The sequence below is a fragment of the Spirillospora sp. NPDC048819 genome (assembly GCF_040650055.1).
Classification (GTDB): domain Bacteria; phylum Actinomycetota; class Actinomycetes; order Streptosporangiales; family Streptosporangiaceae; genus Spirillospora.
Window position 1 is genome coordinate 111693 of record NZ_JBEZGN010000021.1, and the last position, 15429, is coordinate 127121.

The window sequence follows — 15429 nt, forward strand, 5'->3', positions numbered from 1 at the left end:
CTAGGTCCGCAGGGCCCGGCGTCAGCCGGCTGCCTGCAACAGCTTGTTCGGGTCGGGGTCTTCGACCGGCATGCCCGAGCCGTCGAACACGACCGCGTCCGCCTCGGTCAAGGCCGTGCTCGACAGCCGGTAGTGGTGGAGGCACAGATGAATGTCCACGGCCTGACGGTCATGACCGTTGATCGGCAGGACCGCGACCACGGCAGGCTTGGCCGGGCAGCAGCACGCCCGGTCCGCCAGATCCGGCACCCGAGGCGGGGCAGGAGTGCGGCGCTCTTCCGGCTGCGCCATCGACTTGGTCTTACCTGTGAGCCGAGCGATGCGCTCGTGCGGAATCCTGGAAGCCATGTCCTCAGTGTTTCCCGTGCCGCTCCAGGGCGGCAGGGCCGTCATTACCCAGAACTCGGGACCAAGGGCCCGCACCGTACCGGGACGGGGAAAGGCCGGTCCTGCTCGACTGCGTCACCGCCCGGCTCTTCGGTGAGCCCGCGCACTTCATCATGCAGCACCGGCGGTTCCGGAACCTCCGGTGCCGCGTCGCAGGGAGTCCGCAGGCCGTGGCCACGTGGGTGAACGCAGGACCTTGGCCCCTGGGAAGGTCGCCGGACGCGGGGAGACGCTGGATTCATGGAAACCAAGGAGATGCTGGGCGACGAGGCGCAGTCCCTCCTCGCCCACGAGTGCGGAGCAATCTCACGAGACCGGTTGCAGCTCCCTGGGCCCGACTTCGTCGACCGGGTCCTTGCGTCGAGTGACCGGTCTCCCGCCGTCCTGCGCAATCTGCAGCACGTGTTCGACACCGGCCGCCTCGCCGGCACCGGGTACCTGTCGATCCTTCCGGTGGACCAGGGGGTCGAGCATTCCGCAGCCGCGTCCTTCGCCCCGAACCCGGCCTACTTCGACCCCGTAAACCTGTGCGAACTGGCGGTCGAGGCAGGTTGCAACGCGATCGCGAGCACTGTCGGCGTGCTGGGCGTGACCTCACGACGGTACGCGCACCGGATCCCGTTCATCGCCAAAATCAACCACAACCAGCTGCTGAGTTACCCCAACACCTACGACCAGGTCATGTTCGCCTCGGTCAAGCAGGCGTTCGACCTGGGCGCCGTCGCCGTCGGCGCCACCGTCTACTTCGGTGCACCGGAGAGCATGCGGCAACTCCAGGAAGTCCGCGAGGCGTTCGCGCGCGCCCACGAGCTGGGCATGTTCACCGTCCTGTGGGCCTACCTGCGCAACCCCGCCTTCAAAAAGGACGGGATCGACTACCACGTCAGCGCCGACCTGACCGGTCAGGCGAACCACCTGGCCGCCACCGTCGAAGCGGACATCGTGAAGCAGAAGCAGCCAGAGAACAACGGCGGTTTCCGCGCGCTGGGCTTCGGCAAGTCCGACGACCGGGTGTACGACGAGCTGACCAGCGACCATCCCATCGACCTCACTCGCTGGCAGGTCGCCAACTGCTACATGGGACGGGTCGGGCTGATCAACTCCGGTGGGGCCTCGGCTGGCGGAGGCGACATGGCCAAGGCCGTCCGTACCGCGGTCGTCAACAAGCGGGCCGGCGGCATGGGCCTGATCGTCGGACGCAAGTCGTTCCAGCGCCCGCGGCAGGAAGGGGTGGCGCTCATACACGCAATCCAGGACGTCTACCTCGACACCGCCGTCACCATCGCCTGATCGCAGGATCCCATCTGCTCGACGGGGCATCGGCGTTCGCGGCCGGTGCGGGACGGGCGGTCTTCGCAGGTAGAACACGGATGAGATCTCGAGGAGGGCCGATGAACAGCCCGGTCGTAGTTGGAGTGGACGGCTTCGAGTCGAGCCTGACCGCTGTGCAGACCGCAGCCCGTGAGGCGCAGTCGCGTGGTGTGCCGCTGCGCGTGGTGCATGCCTTCGTCTGGCCGCTTTTGCGGGTGCCGCTGGGCCCCTCGCCGCTCGGCCCGCCGACCGGCGGGTTCCGCAACATGGCCGATCGTCTCGTGAGCCAGGCGGTCGAGCGGGCACGGTCGGTGGCTCCGGAATTGCCCATCACCTCCCGGGTGGTGACTGGTGCGGCGGTCACCGTACTGGAGGAGGAGTCGCGTGAGGCCGTGCTGGTGGTGGTCGGCAGCCGGGGGCTGGGCGGTTTCAGTGGTCTGCTGGTCGGCTCGACGGCGGTGCATCTGGCCGCTCACGCCCGCTGCCCGGTGCTGGTGGTCCGCGGTGAACCGGATCCCAGCGGACCGATCGTGCTCGCCGTCGACGGCTCGGCCGCCGGCGAAGCGGCCGTCGCCTTCGCCTTCGCCGAGGCCTCGATGCGCGGCGCCGAACTGATCGCCCTGCATGCCTGGAACACATGGACCGGGCCTGTCCCCACCGGCCCGGGTGATCCGCTGCCGCTGGTGTACGACATCGGCATGCTGCGTGACGAGGAAGAACGCGTCCTGGCCGAAGCGTTGGCGGGCTGGCCTGAGAAGTATCCCGACGTCACCGTGCGCACCAGGCTGGTGCAAGCCCGCACCCGTCCGGCGCTCATCGAAGCCAGCGGCGACGCCCGGCTCGTGGTCGCGGGGGCACGCGGCCGCGGCGGTTTCGCCGGCCTCCTCCTCGGCTCGGTCTGCCAAGCGCTCCTGCACCACGCGCACTGCCCCGTCGCCGTCGTACGCGGTCGGGCGTGACCACCCCTGCGGGGATGGACCGCGGCTGACGGTCGGGCCCGCCCGTCCCCTGGGGTGGACAGGCGGCGAGCCCGTCGCATGTGCCGCAGGCCGCCGTCCTTCGCATGGCCGCTGGATCGCAGCGGTGTCCGCAGCCAGGTCAGGCGAGGCCCAGGAACAGCTTCTCCAACTGGTCAAGGTCCAGTTGAGCCTGTTCGGGGTCCGTGTCCTCCATGACGCACTTCTCCAGGCCGGTCGCGATGATCTTGAATCCGGCGCGGTCCAGTGCCCGCGACACTGCCGCCAGCTGGGCGATGACGTCCTTGCAGTCCCGCTCGTTCTCGATCATCTGGATGACGCCGCCGAGTTGTCCCTGCGCACGCCGCAAGCGTACGAGGACATCGGCCAGCGAGTCCGCCTCCGAATTTCATGTCGCCCTCCTCATGCCCACCAGGGCATGGCGCCCCGCGATCGGATCGGCCTGGGTCGGTGCCGAGCCCGCCCCGCATGCCTGAGTCTATACCCCTGGGGGTATTTGCATGGCGTCTCGAACTTCGGTTAATCTGAGGACATATACCCCGGGGGGTATATGGAGGGCTCTGTGAGAACGCCGCCTGACGAGTTGGAGAGAGGTAGTCCGATGATCGAGATCGTTCCCATCGACACCCCCACCCTGGGGGACCGCAGCTACTTCGTCACTGACGGCGAGGTCGCGTTCGTAGTCGATCCGCAGCGTGACATCGACCGCGTGCTCGCCCTGGCAGAGGAGCGGCACGCGGTGATCCTCGACGTCTTCGAGACCCACATCCACAACGACTATGTGACCGGTGGCCGGGCACTGGCCCAGGCGACGGGAGCCGCGTACCACGTCAACGCCGCTGACCCCGTGACCTTCGAGCATGACGCGGTGTCCGACGGGGACATCGTCGACGTCGGTGCGTGGATGCGCGTGCGGGTCCTGGCGACCCCCGGCCACACGTTCACGCATCTGGCCTACGTCCTGGAGGCTCAGGGCCGGGTGCCCGCGGTGTTCACCGGCGGGTCGCTCCTGTACGGATCCACCGGACGGCCCGACCTGCTCGGACCGGCCCACACCCACGACCTGGTGACCGCCCAGTACGGGTCGGCGCACCGGCTGATCCGTGAGCTCCCCGACGACGCCGAGGTCTTCCCCACCCACGGGTTCGGCAGCTTCTGCTCGGCCACCCAGTCGGGGGCCGAAGCATCGACGATCGGGCAGGAGAAGCGCACCAATCCCGCGCTCACCCTGGACGAGAAGGACTACGTGGAGACGCTGCTGGCCGGGTTGGACGCCTGGCCGGCCTACTACGCCCACATGGGCCCGGCCAACAGCGCGGGACTCGAAGCGCCCGACCTGTCGGAACCGCGTCGCGCGGACGCCGCCGAGCTGCGCCGCCGCATCGAGGCCGGGGAGTGGGTCGTCGACCTGCGGACCCGCACGGCGTTCGCGGCCGGGCACATGGCGGGAACGCTCAACTTCGGGCTGGACGGCGGCTTCGCGACCTACCTCGGCTGGCTCGTCCCGTGGGGCACACCGCTGACCCTGCTGGGCCAGACGCCCGAGGACGTCGCGGCCGCCCAGCGTGAGCTGGTTCGCATCGGCATTGACCGGCCTGCCGCGTCGGCCACCGGCGGCCCAGAACGCTGGGCGGGCGGGGAGCCCCTGGCCTCCTTCCCGAGGGCGTCGTTCGGTGAGCTGGCCGCCGTGCGGCACCACCGGCCGGTCGTGGTGCTGGACGTGCGCCGTTCCCACGAGTGGGACGACTCGCACATCGACGGCGCCCTGCACATCCCGCTGCAAGACCTGTCGCAGCGCATGGACGAGGTGCCCGGCGGCGAAGTGTGGGTCCACTGCCAGGCCGGCTACCGCGCCGCCATCGCCGCCTCGTTCCTGGCCGCCGCCGGGCGGCGCGTGGTCGCCGTCGACGACGAGTACGACGCCGGCGTCCGCGCCGGCCTGCCGGTCGTCGCGTCCGCCGCCTGACACCTGGACCGCCCGAATCGCCGATCTCCGTTCCGGGTCCCTGCCCGCACCCGGGCCCGGAACCGGCCCCCAACCGACGAAAGCAGACCGATATGTCGCCCATGTGCTCGAAGATCGACGCGGCGTCCCTACGCGACCGCGTCGCCGCCCCCGACGCGCCGCGCCTGCTGGACGTGCGCACCCCCGCCGAGTTCGCCGCGGCGCACATCCCCGGGTCCTACAACGTCCCTCTCGACACGCTGCGGGAACACCGCGCCGAGCTGCGCGGCTCCATGGACGACGTCGTTCTCATCTGCCGGACCGGCGCCCGCGCGAGCCAGGCCGAGCGGGCGCTCGTCGAGGCCGGCATGACCAAGGTGCACATCCTGGAGGGCGGAATCGTCGCCTGGGAAGCGGCCGGTGCGCCGCTCAACCGGAACGGGTCCCGCTGGGACCTGGAACGCCAGGTGCGCCTGGTCGCCGGGCTCCTGGTGCTGACCGGTGTCGTCGGCGGACTCGTCGTGCCGGGCCTGGAATGGCTGGCCGCCGCGATCGGTGCCGGCCTGACGGTCGCGGCCCTGACCAACACCTGCATGATGGGCATGCTGCTGGCCAAGCTGCCCTTCAACCGCGCGCCGGCCTGCGCCGCCGAGAGCATGGTCGCGCTACTGGGGGATCGGCGGCCGTGATGACGCTCGCGATGACCCTGCTCGCCTCGCTCGCCATCGGTATCTCACTCGGTCTGCTCGGCGGCGGGGGCTCCATCCTCACCGTGCCGATCCTGGTCTACGTGGCCGGAGTTGAGGTGAAGCAGGCGATCGCGATGTCGCTGTTCGTGGTGGGAGCGACCTCAGTGGCGGGCGTCCTGCCGCACGCCCGGACCGGCCGCGTCCGCTGGCGCACCGGGCTCCTGTTCGGCGGCGCCGGCATGGCGGGCGCCTACGCGGGCGGACGGCTGGCCGCCTTCATCCCGGGCGGCGTACTGCTGGCCGCCTTCGCGGTGATGATGGCCGTGACCGCGGTCGCGATGCTGCGCAGCCGTCCCGCACCCACGGGCGGGCACGTGGATCGCCCCCTACTCCGGATCCTGGCCGAAGGAGTGACCGTGGGGCTCGTCACCGGGCTGGTCGGGGCGGGCGGCGGCTTCCTCGTCGTTCCCGCTCTCGTCCTGCTCGGCGGACTTCCCATGCCCGTGGCGGTCGGGACCTCGCTGCTGGTCATCGCGATGAAGTCCTTCGCCGGACTGGCCGGACACCTCGCCGGTATCCACATCGACTGGCCGCTGACCCTCGCGGTGACCGGCGCGGCGGTACTCGGTGGCCTCGCCGGTTCAGGGCTGGCCGGGCGCATCGATCCGGAGCGGCTCCGGCAGGCCTTCGGATGGTTCGTCCTGGTGATGGCCGTATTCGTGGTGATCCAGGAGGCGCCGGCCACGATGCGCCACGCCGTGTTCGGCACTCCCGGCGGCTGGGCGGCCCTAGGGATTGCTGCGGTGGCCGCGACCGCCGCATTCCTGACGCACATGAGGCGGCACAGGCCACCGACCGGGCGGGGAGCGGAGCGCCCGATCCCTCCGGAACCGGTGCAGTGATGATCGGCCTGCTCAGCTCCGCAGCGAGTCCAGCGCCGCGGTGAGCCTCCCGGCAGCTTCGTCGGCGACCGGCCGGAGGCCCGGGTGCTCGCTCACCATGGCCATGACTTGAGGGTCCAGCGCTTCGACGACGGTGTCGTCACCCTCGGACCGGACCACGACGTTGCAGGGCAGCAGGAGACCGATCCGACGGTCGGCCTTCAGGGCGCGGTGGGCGAGCGGCGGGTTACAGGCGCCGAGGATGAGGTAGTCCTCAATCGTCTCGCCGATCTTCTCCTGCAGCGTGGCGCGCACGTCGACGCGCGAGAACTTCGAGGACGTCCTCGGAGGCGACGACATGGTCCTCATCGACTTCTGGGCCGGCTGGTGCGGGCCCTGCCGTTTCTTCGCCCCCTGTGTACGAGCGGGTCTCCGAGAAGCACGCCGACATCGTGTTCGGCAAGGTCGATACCGAAGCCCAGCAGGAACTGGCCGCTGCATTCCAGATCTCCTTCCATCCCGACCCTTGTGATCATCCGTGACAGGGTCGTGCTGTACGCCCAGCCCGGTGCACTGCGCGAGCCGGAACTGGAGAAGCTGATCGAGGAGGCCCGAGCCGTGGACATGGACGACGTGCAACGCCGCGAGGCGGGACACGAGCACGAGCGCAGCGCCTGAGGGGCGGCGAAGATGGTGCCGGACGACGGGATCGCCGGTGAACGGCGGTGCCCAGGGGAGTTGCCCGCCTTCGAAGTCGCGCAGCAGATGCAGGTCCGAGTGGCATGCTCCCGCGCCGCCGACGCGGATGACGACCTGCCCGGGCCCGGGTTCGGGTTCGGAGACATCGACTAGTACCGGATCGGACTTCCACTCCCGCAGCCGCAGTGCTCGCATGCTCGTCCTCCCCTACCAGGGGAATACTTCTCGCGTCACGTGCGCAATGGACGAAGGTCCCGCCCAGGCTGCGAGCCCGCACCGCGTCCGGTGGCGAGGCCGCGGCCTCGGCGCTGGGCGTCTACCAGCACAGGCTGCGTGCCTGCGCGGCCGCGATGACCGCCGACCTCGCCTACCTGGGCACCGAGCTCGATCCCGCGCTCAATGCCACCGTGCATGCCGACGGTGTGATCAGCCCGCCGGGCGCGGCTGTGGCGACGGTCGTGGTCTCGGCACGCGGAAACCTGGAGATCGCCGCGGGCACCCGCTCTGCACTGAGCCGGAGCGGACACCCCTGGGCGACCGAACCGGGACCGTCGTGCGCCCCGGGACGCGGACAGGTACCGATTCGGTGACGACGACGGTGCAGGCATCGTCACAGACGGGCGGCGACGTGGTCGACGAGATCGGCAAGGCGGCAGGTGTAGCCCCATTCGTTGTCGTACCAGCCGAAAACCTTCACGAGTTCACCGCTGGATTGGGTCAGCGGGGCGTCGAAGACGCAGGAGGCCGGGTCGCCGATCATGTCGCGGGACACGATCGGGTGGGTGTTGTACCGGATGATCCCGGCGAATGGGCCGTCGGCGGCCTGGGTGAACGCCTCGTTGATCTCCTCGGCGGTCACCGGCCGATCGAGGAGGCAGGCAAGATCGACAAGGGATCCGTCCTCGACGGGGACGCGCAGGGCCATGCCGTCGAACCGCCCCGCCAACTCGGGGATGACCGCGCCGACGGAGCGGGCGGCGCCCGTGCTGGTCGGAATCATGTTCACGGCCGCGGCACGCGCGCGGCGCAGATCCTTGTGCGGTGAGTCGAGAAGGTTCTGGTCGTTGGTGTAGCCGTGGACGGTCGTCATGTAGCCCCTGACCACCCCGAACGCGTCGTGGAGGACTTTCGCCATGGGGGCGACACAGTTGGTCGTGCACGAGGCGTTGGAGACGACGGCGTGTCGGTCCGAATCGTAGACGTGCTCGTTGACGCCCATCACGATCGTGGCGTCCACGTCCTTGCCGGGGGCCGAGAGGATCACCTTGCGGGCGCCGGACTTCAGATGCGCGGCGGCATCCTCGCGCCGCCGGAACCTGCCGGTGGATTCGATCACGATCTCGGCGCCGGCCGCGCCCCAGTCGAGGTCGGCCGGCTCACGATGGGCGGTGACCGGAATGCGGCGGCCATCGACGATCAGTGCCGAGTCGTCGTGTTCCACCGTCCTGCGGAGCCGCCCGTAGGTGGAGTCGTACATAAGCAGGTGCGCGAGCGTGGCGGTGTCGGTGATGTCATTGATCGCGGCGACCTCCTGGCCGCGGTCCAGCGCCAGGCGCAGGTAGTTGCGCCCGATGCGCCCGAATCCATTGATCCCTACTGGGATGGTCATCTCGTCTCCCATTCGGTCGGAGGGCATCGGCCCTGGGCTGTCCAGGGCCGACTTGGCCGCTACTTCCAGGCTCCGCCGAGCGGAGTGGGCGGCGTCAGGGACCTTCGTCGCGGTGAGTCCACGCTGCCGTGTGGCGAAGAGGGACTTTCGGCCCTGGAAGCACGGAGCTCCGCGGATGCTCACTGTTGGTGAGCGGGAGAAGCCCGATAGAGCGGTAGGGAGAAGTGGGCGACCACGCACCGTGCACTATGCGACGCCGTCTGAAGCGGCGCAGTACTCCTCCCCGCTTCATCTATGGATCCTCCATGTGTGCGCCCGGTGGTCATCCAAGTGTCGGCCGATGCCCGCAAGGCCGTCGAGGACGCGCTGTGGGCGCCTTCGGTGCACAACACCCAGCCATGGCGGTTCGGCTTGCACGGGGGCCCGGATCACCCTTCGCGCGGACACCGACCGCCGTCTCGACGTGGCGGATCCGGACGGCCGCGAGATGCTGATCAGCTGTGGTGCGGCGCTCTACAACCTGAGGAGCTCGCTGCGCGCGCTCGGGTACACGCCACGCGTCCGGCTGCTCCCCGATCCTGATCGCCCGCACCTTCTGGCCGACGTCGACCTGGAGTCGGGGGAGCGCCCGGACTAGCAGATCCTGCGTGAGCACGTGCAGATCCGGCGGCGCCGTACCCACCGGGGCGGGTTCCGCCCGGAACGGGTGCCCGCGGGGGTCCTGGCGGCCATACGCCACGACGCCGAGCGCGAAGGGGCCCGGTTGGTCGAGGCTATGGACGCGGACGTCAAGGGGGCCTTGGCGGCTCTGACCACGGTGGCCGAGCACGTCCAGCAGCGCACGGGGTCACATGCGGCGGAGATCGCCCGCTGGGCGCCCTCGCCCCGCACGTCCCGGACGGACGGCGTCCAGGAACGCGCCTACCCGCAACAAATCCCGCAGACCACGCCGCACTTCCCGGCCCGGGACTTCGCCCGTGGCCACGGATGGGGTGCGCCGAGCTCGCAAGACGTTGGGACGGCCCAGGCCGGGCTGACGTTGGTGCTGGTCACAGACGGCGATGCGCACCCCGATTGGCTGCGCACAGGGCAGGCAATGCAGCGTGTACTCCTGAGGGCCACAGAACGCGACCTGGCAGCAGCCTTCCACACCCAGGCACTCGAAGTGCCCGAGCCGCATGCGTTCATCAGCGCCCACTTCTGCAACGACGCTCACCCGCAGATGCTGCTGCGCCTGGGCGTCCCTCATGGGAGGAACTGGGAACCGTCCGTCGCCCGGTCGAGGAAATGATCGAGGAGACATGACGATCTCCAAGCGCCGGTTCGAGGTCGCCGGCCTCGAAGGTGAGCGGTCGTCCGACATGGACCGCGTCGAGCTTGGCGCCCGGAGCAGTGGTGAAGACGAGAGCTTCGCCGTCCATGACGAAGTTGACCGGCAGGACGGTCACAGTCCCGTCGTCCTGGGCCCACGCGATCCGGCCGACGGCCACCTGCTGGACGAGCGTGAGGCAGGTGGCCGGATCAAGGTATTGGAGTTCGTCGCTCATGGCCCTCCGTTCGTGCTCGGTGCTACCCCGTGGAGGCGCGATCCCGACCCCCTTTCCGGGCGGAGAAACGCAGGCCTCGGATGGAGGTCTTCCCAGCAGGAGGAGGTTTGGTCAGGCACGGAAGTCCTCGTTCTCGTTCTCGTTCTCGATTCGAGTGCCCGCGGTGCCGGACAGGAGCGCGGTGATGTCGGTGAGTGAGCCGATGATCGCGACGGCGCCTTGACGGTGCTCGGCGAAGCGGCAGGCGGCCTCGGCCTTGGGGCCCATGGAGCCGTTCGGCAGTTCCATCGCACGCAGCGCCCGAGGAGTGATCTGGCGGATGGGGCGGGCGTTCACCGTCCCGTGCTCGTGCATAACGGCCGGGACGTCGGTGAGGAGCAGCAGCGTGTCGGCTTTGAGTCGTTGGGCGAGCAGTGCCGCGGTGAGGTCCTTGTCCACCACTGCCTCGACTCCCTGATGATCCGGGTCGACCGGGATGCCGCCACCGCCGGCGGCGATGACCAGGCAGCCTTCGTCGACGAGCCGGGCGATGGTGGGGAGTTCGACGATCTCGCGGGGGGCAGGTGACGGGACGACCCTGCGCCAGGCAGCCCCGTCCTGCCGCACGGCCCAACCGTGTTCGGCCCGCAGCCGTTGCGCCTCGGGGGCCGAGTAGGTGTGGCCGACGAACTTCGTGGGGTGGGCGAACGCTGGGTCGTCCGGGGCGATGACGGTCTCGGTGAGCACGGCGACGACCTCACGACCGGGCATGGCCCGCCGCAGTTCCCGGGCCAGCCAGTAGCCGATCATGCCCTGGGTCTGGGCGCCGAGGACGTCGAGGGGGTAAGGCGCGGACAGTGCCGGGTCGGTGGCGCTCTCCACGGCCAGCATCCCGACCTGGGGCCCGTTGCCGTGGGTGATGATCAGTTCATTCCCGGTCGCTGCGGCGGCCAGGCCGCGCACGGCCTCACGGATGTGCCCGATCTGGACGGACGCGTCGAGCGGGTCGCCCCGGCGGAGCAGCGCGTTGCCTCCCAGGGCCGCGACGATCCTCATCGGTGCCCCTTAAGCCGTTCGGTAAACAGATCGGTGATGTGAAGGAGGTCTTTCATGGGGTCACCTCGTCGCGCTCAAGGGGGCAGCTCATGCATCGGGGACCGCCGCGGCCGCGGCCGAGTTCGCTGCCGGGGATGGTGATGACCTCGATGTCGTGGTGGCGGAGCATGGTGTTCGTGGTGACGTTGCGTTCGTAGGCGATGACGACTCCGGGTGCGATGGCCAGGACGTTGTTGCCGTCGTCCCACTGCTCGCGTTCTGCGGCTCGGACGTCCTGCTGCGCGGTCAGCACGTGGACGCGGGACAGGCCCAGCGCACGTGCGATCGCCGGGAACAGTGCCTCGTTCTCGTGCACCAGCACCTCGCGGCCGTGGGCGTGGCCGGGCGACAGGGTGTGGGACCGCAGCGGCGGCAGCTCTGGATAGGCGGTGAAGGTGTCGGGGCCGACCATTGTCATGACGGTGTCCAGGTGCATGAACGCCCGCCGCTTGGGCAGTTGCGCGGCGATCACATGGCGTGCTCTGCCGGCGGTGAACAGCCGCTGGGCGAGCAGTTCGATGGCCTGCGGGGTGGTGCGCTCGCTCATCCCGACCAGGACGGCGCCGTTGCCGAGGACGTGGATGTCGCCACCTTCCAAGGAGGGAAGGGTGAAGTCCGCGCCCGGGTACCAGACGGGGACGGTCTGCTCGGTGAACATCGGGTGGTGCCGGTAAATCGCGGCCAAGTGGAGGGTTTCGCGGCGCCGCGCGGGTTTGGCCATCGGGTGAAGGGTGATGCCGTCGTGGATCCATGCGGACGGGTCGCGGGTGAACAGGTGATTGGGCAGCGGCGGCAGCACGAAGTCGCCGTCGCCCAGGGACGACAGCAAAAGGCTGTGGGCGGGTAGGCCGAGTTCGGCTTTGGTGAGCCCGCCGATCAGGTGCCCGGTGAGCGCGGCGGGGTCCATGTCCTCCAGCACGTCGCGGACCGGTCCGGCCGCCGTCGGACCGAGTGCGATGTCGGATGCGGTCTGGTCGAGGACTCGGGCGCGGGCATCGTCGATCTTGAGGGTCTCGGCGAGTAGGTCGGCCAGGTAGTGCACCTGGACGCCGCGTTCCCGCAGGGTGTCGGCGAACACGTCGTGTTCCTGGCGGGCGCGCTTGGCCCACAGCACCTCGTCGAAGAGCAGGTCGTCCTTGTTGGCGGGGGTGAGGCGGAGCAGTTCCAGGTCGGGGCGGTGCAGCAGTACCTGCCGCAGCTGCCCGACCTCGGAGGAAACGGTGAACACGGGGTGCCTTTCCCTTAGGCGGCTTGGGCAGGTGGTTCGGGCTCGCCGGTCTGGCTGGCCCGGACGGCGGTGCGCTGGTCGCGATACTTCAGCCAGGCGTAGACGGGCATCCCGGCGAAGATCAGCAGCGTGCCCTTGTAGACGACCTCGTAGCCGGCGCCGGCGATGGCCCACACCGAGTACCCGAAGGCCAGCAGCGCGATGACGGCGTCACGGGCCAGGCGCCCGCCGGAGAACGCGGCCCGGTCGGTGGCCAGCAGCACCAGGTCGGCGGCGGTCGCGTAGGCGTAGGGAATCACGGTGGTGAGCGTGGCCAGCAGGATGATGAAGGTGAACTGCTCGACCAGGCCGGCGTTGTAGTTCATGACCATCAGCCCGGTGACCAGGACGCTGGAGACCACCAGCCCGACGATGGGAGTCCCGTCCCGTCCGGTGCGGGCGAACACACGGGGGAACAGCCCGTCCCGCGCGGCGGCCAACGGAATCTGGCCCTGCAGCAGGATCCATCCGTTGAGCGCGCCGAACGCGCTGATCACCGCGCCCGCCGCGACCAGGTCGGCGGCCCATCCGCCGAACGCGGCGTCGGCGGCGTCGGCGAACGGCGCGGTCGAGGTGGCCAGTGCGGCGGCGGGCACCAGTCCGAGGACCGCGACGGTGCCGAGAATGTAGATGAGCGCGGTCACGGCCGTTCCGGCGACGGTGGCGCGCGGGATGTTCTTCTCCGGGTTCTCCACGTCCTCGGCGGGGACGGTGGCCGACTCCAGCCCGATGAACGACCACAACGTCAGCGCGGCCACGGCGGTCACCGCGCCGAACGCGCCCTGGCCGCTGGCATTGAACTCACCGAAGTTTCCGGACTTGACGAAGAAGATCCCGCCGACCGCGATCAGCAGGAGAGGCACCAGCTTGATGATCGTGGTGGCGACCTGGACGGCGCCGCCCTGGCGGATTCCGTAGGCGTTGACCGCGGTCAGCAGCCAGATCGCCGCCAGGCCGACCCCCGCCGCGAGGACCTTGTCCTCACCCAGCGCGTCCCAGAAGTGCGCCAGATAACCGACGAACGCGACCGCGATGGCCGCGTTTCCAGCCCATATCGCGATCCAGTAGCCCCACGCGGTCTGGAACCCGACGAAGTCGCCGAACGCTTTGCGCGCGTAGGCGTACGGGCCGCCCGTCTTGGGGTAGGCGCGGGCGAGCCGGGCGAACACCAGCGCCAGCAGGATCGCTCCCGCCGCGGTGAACACCCAGGCGACCAGGCTGATCGGCCCGTACGCGGCCAGCGAACTGGGCAGCAGGAACACGCCGGATCCGATCATGTTGCCCACCACCAGGGCGGTGGTCATCCACAGCCCCAGTCTGCGGCGAGCCGGTTGCGCAGTCATCAGCGCCTCCTCTCATCGACGGCGTCACCGCCGCGTTCTCAGCTGATCACCACGCCCTCAGGCTGGGCGCCGGGCGTCCGTCCCCCGGTCAGCGGACCAAGGTCCTCTCCTGCGGGCCCCACCGGACCCGATTCGGGCATGCGGTGCCCGGCGCGTCGGGTCCGTTGTCACTCATACGGGCGCACGGCGGCGACGGGGCCAGCGGGCGTGATGGATCACGCCGTGACTCACCGACCCCAGCGAGGTCGACCGCCCCAAAGCCGGCGACCAGGAGGCCGTTGTCGGCCCGCCCCGCATCATGTGGCCCGCGGCCGCAAACGAGCGGCTTGGCGGAGGTGGCGGCATGGTCGCTGGCGGCCGAGCGGTCGGTTCCGAAGGGAGGACCGTCGTTCATGCGGGGGACAAAGGCGTCTCTTGGGGGTGGGCCTGTCAAGGCGGGGCGATGGGCGCCATGTCATTTGTCATCCGACGCACAGCCGTTCCGTCCTGAGTCGGTGCACAGGTTCGGCGAGGCTGCGCGTTCCTGCTTGCGGCCATTCCAACTGGGGCCTGCTGCCTTCGGTGCCGCCCGAGGGTCGAAGGTCCCTCCCGTTGTGGACTGATGCCCCTCTTGGGCGGGGCCGCTCGCGAGCAAGGCTGGTGATGCGCGAAGCCGCTGGAGAAGCTGAGAATGGGGGAAGGCATGGACGCAGAGGCCATCACCGGTGTCGTTGCCGGTTACGACGGATCGCAGAACGGGATTCGGGCCTTGGATTGGGCCGTCGGCGAGGCCCAGAGCCGCGGTCTGCCGCTGACCGTCATCCACGCGTGGGAGGCATTCATCGGGAGCCCGGTGGCCATGCCCGTGGTGGATCTGCGGGCCGTGGCGCAGGAGACCCTGGACGGCGGTGTCGAGCACGTCCGCAAGCAGGCTCCCGACCTGCCGGTGCGGGGCGTGCTCGAATGCGGACGGCCGGCCGCCGAGTTGATCGAGGCGGGGCAGAGCGCCGCCTTGCTCGTGCTGGGACCACGGGGCCTCGGCGGGTTCGCTGGCATGGTGCTGGGATCGGTCAGCGCTCAGGTGGTCGCACACGCTCAGTGCCCGGTGGTGATCGCCCGCGGTGACCCGGGGCGGCGCCCGGAGGTCGAGCCGGGGCGCGTTGTGGTCGGCGTGGACGGTTCACCGGCGTCGCGGGCAGCACTGGCGATGGCGTTCGCCGAGGCCGAACTGCACGATTCGTCCGTGCATGCGGTGGCGGCATGGGAGTCGGTCCCTGTGAAGGGCCTTCCGCCGCTGGCGGACGAGGCCGGAATACGGAAGGCGGCCAGGGAACGGCTGGACCAGTTGATGCTTCCCATGCGCGAACTCCACCCGGGGGTGGAAGTGCGGGCCGAGGTCGTGCTCGGGCCACCGCGAGGAGTCCTGCTGGACGCCTCACAAGGCGCGCGTCTACTCGTCGTCGGCTCGCGGGGACTGGGCGGCTTTCGCGGCCTGCTGCTCGGATCGGTCAGCCATGCCCTCGTCCAGCACGCGACCTGTCCGGTAGCGGTCGTCCACGCGCCCCAAGACCCGGACGACTAGCACGTCCCCCGATGCCACCGGTCATCAGCGGACATGCCCCTGAAGCTGGGCGTCAGTGGGCGGCGGCGTCAGGGGCCCATACGCCGACTGTCGAAGTCCGCCCACGCGTCGTCCCAGAGCCGGCAGCGCCGCCGGTCGT

General features: G+C 69.8%; 17 protein-coding genes and 1 pseudogene. 10 read left to right on the forward strand and 8 right to left on the reverse strand.

Translation table 11 applies throughout. The annotated features are described in order from the left end of the window. Positions 1-21: 21 nt before the first annotated feature. On the reverse strand, positions 22-348 hold the full coding sequence (locus AB0C35_RS26260) for a hypothetical protein (RefSeq protein WP_358460789.1): 327 nt from the start codon (positions 346-348) through the stop codon (positions 22-24). A 279-nt stretch (positions 349-627) separates the two neighbouring features. Here AB0C35_RS26260 and AB0C35_RS26265 point away from each other — a divergent pair, with 279 nt between their 5' ends. Both AB0C35_RS26265 and AB0C35_RS26270 read left to right on the forward strand, forming a co-directional pair. Next, positions 628-1677, forward strand: a complete 1050-nt coding sequence (locus tag AB0C35_RS26265; protein WP_358460791.1) for a class I fructose-bisphosphate aldolase — start codon at positions 628-630, stop codon at positions 1675-1677. Between the two features lie 101 nt (positions 1678-1778). Next, positions 1779-2657, forward strand: coding sequence for a universal stress protein (locus tag AB0C35_RS26270; RefSeq protein WP_358460794.1), 879 nt, complete (start codon positions 1779-1781; stop codon positions 2655-2657). Between the two features lie 139 nt (positions 2658-2796). On the opposite strand, the gene AB0C35_RS26275 is transcribed toward AB0C35_RS26270, so the two are convergent. Continuing rightward, positions 2797-3045, reverse strand: a complete 249-nt coding sequence (locus AB0C35_RS26275; RefSeq protein WP_358460940.1) for a metal-sensitive transcriptional regulator — start codon at positions 3043-3045, stop codon at positions 2797-2799. Between the two features lie 231 nt (positions 3046-3276). Here AB0C35_RS26275 and AB0C35_RS26280 point away from each other — a divergent pair, with 231 nt between their 5' ends. The 3 genes from AB0C35_RS26280 to AB0C35_RS26290 all read left to right on the forward strand — a co-directional run bounded on the left by AB0C35_RS26280 (position 3277) and on the right by AB0C35_RS26290 (position 6211). Then, on the forward strand, positions 3277-4641 hold the full coding sequence (locus AB0C35_RS26280) for an MBL fold metallo-hydrolase (RefSeq protein ID WP_358460797.1): 1365 nt from the start codon (positions 3277-3279) through the stop codon (positions 4639-4641). Between the two features lie 101 nt (positions 4642-4742). After that, entirely contained in the window at positions 4743-5309 is a 567-nt protein-coding gene (locus AB0C35_RS26285; protein WP_358460800.1) for a rhodanese-like domain-containing protein, read from the forward strand. Further along, on the forward strand, positions 5309-6211 hold the full coding sequence (locus AB0C35_RS26290; protein WP_358460803.1) for a sulfite exporter TauE/SafE family protein: 903 nt from the start codon (positions 5309-5311) through the stop codon (positions 6209-6211). The genes AB0C35_RS26285 and AB0C35_RS26290 overlap by 1 nt, the downstream gene beginning before the upstream one ends. Before the next feature lie 12 nt (positions 6212-6223). Here AB0C35_RS26290 and AB0C35_RS26295 read toward each other — a convergent pair whose 3' ends face one another. After that, entirely contained in the window at positions 6224-6550 is a 327-nt protein-coding gene (locus tag AB0C35_RS26295; protein ID WP_358460806.1) for a DUF302 domain-containing protein, read from the reverse strand. Between AB0C35_RS26295 and AB0C35_RS26300 the strand changes: the two are divergent. The 3 genes and pseudogenes from AB0C35_RS26300 to AB0C35_RS26310 all read left to right on the forward strand — a co-directional run bounded on the left by AB0C35_RS26300 (position 6549) and on the right by AB0C35_RS26310 (position 7479). Next, positions 6549-6868 (forward strand): annotated as a pseudogene (locus AB0C35_RS26300) (thioredoxin domain-containing protein). The gene AB0C35_RS26295 and the pseudogene AB0C35_RS26300 sit on opposite strands and share 2 nt — an antisense overlap. 12 nt (positions 6869-6880) lie before the next feature. After that, the gene (locus AB0C35_RS26305) at positions 6881-7042 is read left to right on the forward strand and encodes a hypothetical protein (protein ID WP_358460809.1); all 162 of its coding nucleotides are present in this window, start codon (positions 6881-6883) and stop codon (positions 7040-7042) included. Positions 7043-7239: 197 nt separating this feature from the next. Then, positions 7240-7479, forward strand: a complete 240-nt coding sequence (locus AB0C35_RS26310) for a hypothetical protein (protein ID WP_358460810.1) — start codon at positions 7240-7242, stop codon at positions 7477-7479. Between the two features lie 20 nt (positions 7480-7499). On the opposite strand, the gene gap is transcribed toward AB0C35_RS26310, so the two are convergent. Next, on the reverse strand, positions 7500-8498 hold the full coding sequence (gene gap, locus AB0C35_RS26315) for a type I glyceraldehyde-3-phosphate dehydrogenase (protein ID WP_358460812.1): 999 nt from the start codon (positions 8496-8498) through the stop codon (positions 7500-7502). Between the two features lie 463 nt (positions 8499-8961). Here gap and AB0C35_RS26320 point away from each other — a divergent pair, with 463 nt between their 5' ends. Then, positions 8962-9135 (forward strand): hypothetical protein, encoded by a 174-nt coding sequence (locus AB0C35_RS26320; protein ID WP_358460814.1) that lies wholly within the window; start codon positions 8962-8964, stop codon positions 9133-9135. 550 nt (positions 9136-9685) lie between these two features. On the opposite strand, the gene AB0C35_RS26325 is transcribed toward AB0C35_RS26320, so the two are convergent. The 4 genes from AB0C35_RS26325 to AB0C35_RS26340 all read right to left on the reverse strand — a co-directional run bounded on the left by AB0C35_RS26325 (position 9686) and on the right by AB0C35_RS26340 (position 13729). Continuing rightward, complete coding sequence (locus AB0C35_RS26325) at positions 9686-10045, reverse strand: pyridoxamine 5'-phosphate oxidase family protein (RefSeq protein WP_358460816.1); 360 nt, start codon at positions 10043-10045, stop codon at positions 9686-9688. A 111-nt stretch (positions 10046-10156) separates the two neighbouring features. Then, positions 10157-11080 (reverse strand): carbamate kinase, encoded by a 924-nt coding sequence (locus tag AB0C35_RS26330; RefSeq protein ID WP_358460818.1) that lies wholly within the window; start codon positions 11078-11080, stop codon positions 10157-10159. Between the two features lie 52 nt (positions 11081-11132). Continuing rightward, on the reverse strand, positions 11133-12347 hold the full coding sequence (locus tag AB0C35_RS26335; protein ID WP_358460820.1) for an arginine deiminase: 1215 nt from the start codon (positions 12345-12347) through the stop codon (positions 11133-11135). A 14-nt stretch (positions 12348-12361) separates the two neighbouring features. Continuing rightward, positions 12362-13729 carry an amino acid permease gene (locus AB0C35_RS26340; RefSeq protein WP_358460822.1) on the reverse strand — a complete coding sequence of 456 codons (1368 nt, stop codon included), beginning with the start codon at positions 13727-13729 and terminating at the stop codon, positions 12362-12364. Between the two features lie 682 nt (positions 13730-14411). Here AB0C35_RS26340 and AB0C35_RS26345 point away from each other — a divergent pair. Further along, positions 14412-15290 (forward strand): universal stress protein, encoded by an 879-nt coding sequence (locus AB0C35_RS26345; protein WP_358460824.1) that lies wholly within the window; start codon positions 14412-14414, stop codon positions 15288-15290. Positions 15291-15429: the final 139 nt, after the last annotated feature.